This window comes from Phenylobacterium sp. (assembly GCF_036263695.1).
Taxonomy (GTDB): Bacteria; Pseudomonadota; Alphaproteobacteria; order Caulobacterales; family Caulobacteraceae; genus Phenylobacterium.
Genome location: NZ_DATAGM010000050.1, coordinates 1 through 3,507, shown reverse-complemented (window position 1 = coordinate 3,507; position 3,507 = coordinate 1). Strand labels below are relative to the sequence as shown.

At 70.7% G+C, this 3,507-nt stretch carries 3 protein-coding genes and 2 pseudogenes; 3 read left to right on the top strand and 2 right to left on the bottom strand.

The genetic code is table 11. The features are described from left to right. Positions 1-319: pseudogene (locus tag VHK87_RS01900) on the bottom strand (M23 family peptidase); the annotation flags it as partial. 22 nt (positions 320-341) lie between these two features. Next, complete coding sequence (locus VHK87_RS01895) at positions 342-1,073, bottom strand: sulfotransferase family protein (protein WP_329633201.1); 732 nt, start codon at positions 1,071-1,073, stop codon at positions 342-344. A 122-nt stretch (positions 1,074-1,195) separates the two neighbouring features. Here VHK87_RS01895 and rfbF point away from each other — a divergent pair, with 122 nt between their 5' ends. The 3 genes and pseudogenes from rfbF to VHK87_RS01880 form a co-directional block, all read left to right on the top strand. Beyond that, positions 1,196-1,969, top strand: coding sequence for a glucose-1-phosphate cytidylyltransferase (rfbF, locus tag VHK87_RS01890; protein WP_329633200.1), 774 nt, complete (start codon positions 1,196-1,198; stop codon positions 1,967-1,969). After that, positions 1,951-3,027: a CDP-glucose 4,6-dehydratase gene (rfbG, locus tag VHK87_RS01885; RefSeq protein WP_329633199.1), complete on the top strand. Its 1,077-nt coding sequence runs from the start codon at positions 1,951-1,953 to the stop codon at positions 3,025-3,027. Before rfbF ends, rfbG begins: the two co-directional genes overlap by 19 nt. Further along, a pseudogene (locus VHK87_RS01880) lies at positions 3,024-3,507 on the top strand (SAM-dependent methyltransferase); the annotation flags it as partial. The gene rfbG and the pseudogene VHK87_RS01880, both read left to right, overlap by 4 nt.

The following is a 3,507-nucleotide window of genomic DNA, read 5'->3' as shown; positions in this document are numbered from 1 at the left end:
TCTGTGCTGCCAGGTCCGGCAGGCGGATGTCGACGCCGCCGTGGTCGGCGTAGGTGCGGCTGAGGCACCGGTAGTCCTTCACGCCGGGGCCAGGGTCGCGGTCGACGTAGTTCTGCACCTCGCAGCTCTCGCCGACCTTGCAGGCGACGGGGAAGACCAGCTTGAAGCCGCCGTCAGTCGTCGCCGGCGCGGTCGCGGCTGCGTCGGTTGCGGCGCGTTCTGGCGCAGGCGCCTCGTTCGAAGCGGCCGGGGAACAGCCCAGCAGGAGGGCTGCGAGGGAGATGCGGAACAGCTGGATGGAGGGCGTCATGGCGGCCATCGTGATCCTCCTTCAAGGCAGTCTAGGGAAACCGGATCCCGGTCAGGGTTTCCAGCCGCGCCGAGTCCGCCTGGTAGACCTCGCGCAGGCAGGCGATGTCCTCGGCCGCCAGCTCACCGGACTGCGGTCCGATGTGGGACTCCCGCGGCGCCGGCGCGGGCGCCGGCGGCAGGTCCAGGAAGGTGCGAACCCTGCCCAGCACGGGGCCGGGCTCGCGGCGCAGGTCTTCGGACTTCAGCACCAGCACCTGATGCTTCGGGAATAGGGCGAAAACCCGCTCCAGCTGCGCGCCGTAGAAGCCCCGCTCCACGTAGGAATAGACACGGCGAAGCTGCGGCGGCGCGTCGGCCAGCCGCTCGCGCCCTTCCCGGATGCACCAGCCGAACGGGCGGGTCTCGTAGCCGCGCGCGTGCTCCATGCGCCAGTGGGACCAGGCCCGCTCGACGGGATCGCGCAGGGCGAAGATCAGCTTCATCTCGGGATTGTAGGCGGCGATCCGCTCCAGGGCGCCCGGCCAGTAGGCGTAGATCGGCGTCGCCTCCCCGGAGGGGCGGCCGTCGGGCGCGGGGAAGTGCGCGTGATAGTCGGCGTAGTCCGGCTGCGCCCAGTCCCGCGCGTCATCGTCGAAGAAGTGCAGCTCCTTCTCCGAGGGCAGGGCGATGTCCGGATAGTCGCTGAGATAGTCGAACAGGGCGGTGGTGCCGCCCTTCTGGACGCCGGCGATCAGGAAATTGACGAGGGGCTGGTGCGCCATGGGCGCTCACATCCCGCGCGGCCGGCCCCGGCGCAAGCCCCGCCCTTCACGGTTTCCGGTTCCGGCGCTAAGCCGCTAAGAGGGCTCGACGCGGGGTGAGTCCCCCTCTGGAAGGCGGATTGATGAAGACGGTGATCCTGGCCGGCGGCCTGGGAACTCGCATCTCCGAGGAAAGCCACCTCAAGCCCAAGACGATGATCGAGGTCGGCGGCCGTCCGCTCCTCTGGCACATCATGAAGCTCTACGCCCACCACGGCTTCAACGAGTTCGTCGTCTGCCTGGGCTACAAGGGCTATGTCATCAAGGAGTACTTCGCCAACTACGTGCTCCACAACGCGGACCTGACCGTCGATCTCGACAAGGGTACGATCGAGTACCACGCCCGCCACCACGAGCCCTGGCGCGTCACCCTGGTGGAGACCGGCGAGGAGACCATGACCGGCGGGCGGCTGAAGCGGGTGCGCGACTACCTGGCGCCCGACGAGCCGTTCTTCTGCACCTATTCGGACGGCGTCTCCGACGTCGACCTGAAGGGCCTGCTGGACTTCCACAAGAGCCACGGGAAGGACGCCACGGTCACCGCGGTGGCGCCCCCGGGCCGGTTCGGCGCCATGGAGATCCACGGCGAGCAGGTCGAGCGCTTCATGGAGAAGCCGCCCGGCGACAACGCCCTGATCAACGGCGGCTTCTTCGTGCTGCACCCGCGGGTGCTGGACCGGATCGAGGGCGACGCCACCTCCTGGGAGCTGGAGCCGCTGCAGGGCCTGGCCCGCGACGGCCAGCTGATGGCCTATCGCCACGACGGCTTCTGGGCGCCGATGGACACCCTGCGTGAGAAGAACCAGCTCGAGGCCATGTGGGCCACGGGCAAGGCGCCGTGGCGCGTCTGGCGATGAGCACGCCCGATCCCGGCTTCTGGCGCGGGAAGAAGGTCCTTCTCACCGGCCACACCGGCTTCAAGGGCGGATGGGCGGCGATCTGGCTCAGCCGGATGGGCGCCGAGGTCACCGGCCTGGCGCTGGCCCCGGACCAGACGCCCAGCCTGTTCGATCTGGCGGGCGTCGAGGGGCTGGTCCGCTCGCACATCCTCGACCTGCGCGACGCCGGCGCCGTCGGGGCCGCTGTCTCGGCCGAAGCCTTCGACCTCGTGCTGCACATGGCCGCCCAGCCGATCGTCCGGGCCGCGATCGAGGATCCGATCGGGGCGTTCGCCGCCAACGTGATGGGCACGGCCCACCTGCTGCAGGCGCTGCGCGCCCAGCCGGCGCTGAAGGCGGCGCTCGTGGTCACGTCCGACAAGGTCTACGCCAACAACGACTCGGGCCGGGCGTTCGCCGAGGCCGACTGCCTGGGCGGCAAGGATCCCTACTCGGCCTCCAAGGCGGCCGCGGAGATCGTCACCGCCAGCTTCGCCCGCAGCTATTTCGAGCGGGCCGGCGTGGCGGTGGGCACGGCCCGCGGCGGCAACGTCATCGGCGGCGGCGACTTCTCCCGCGATCGGCTGGTCGCAGACATCGTCCGCGCCGCCCGGGCGGGCGAGGCGGTGGTGCTGCGCCACCCCGAGGCCACCCGGCCCTGGCAGCACGTGCTGGACTGCCTGGCGGGCTACTTCGTGCTGCTGGAGCGGCTGGCGGGCGATCCGGCTACGCCCAGAGCGGTCAACTTCGGCCCCCGCCCGGAAGGGCCGCAGGTCACCGTCGGCGAGCTGGCGAGCCTGGCGGTGGAGGCGCTCGGCGCAAAGCCCTGGATCCACGAGCCTGATCCGGCCTCGCTGGAGGCCAAGGCGCTGGCGGTCGACACGAGCCTGGCCCGCGAGCGACTCGGCTTCGAGAGCCGCTTCGAAGGCGGCGCGGCGGTGCAGCTGACCATGAACTGGTACCGCCGTCAGGGCGCCGGCGAGGACGCGCGCGCCCTATGCGAGGAGCAGATCGCGCTTTACGAGGGCGGGCGATGACGCCCCTCTGCCGCTTCTGCCGCGCCCCCCTGACCGAGACCTTCCTGGACCTCGGCGACCAGCCGCTCGCCAACAGCAATCTGACCCGCGAGCAGCTCGAGGCGGGGACCGAGCGCGCCTTTCCGCTGCACGCCCGCGTCTGCTCGCGCTGCTTCCTGGTGCAGGTGGACGACCCGGTCGCCGCCGACGAGATCTTCGACGAGGGCTACGCTTACTTTTCCTCCTATTCCGCGAGTTGGGTCGAGCACGCGCGCCGCTATGCGGTGGCGATGGCGCAGCGCTTCGGCCTGGGGCCGGACTCCCTGGTCGTCGAGGTGGCGAGCAACGACGGGTACCTGCTGCAGCACTTCGTGGCCATGGGCGTGCCAGTGGTGGGGATCGAGCCCACCCTAGGCACCGCCGAGGCCGCCCGCGCCCGCGGCGTGCCGACCGAGGTGATGTTCTTCGGCGCGCAGACCGGGCAGGCGTTGGCGGATCGCG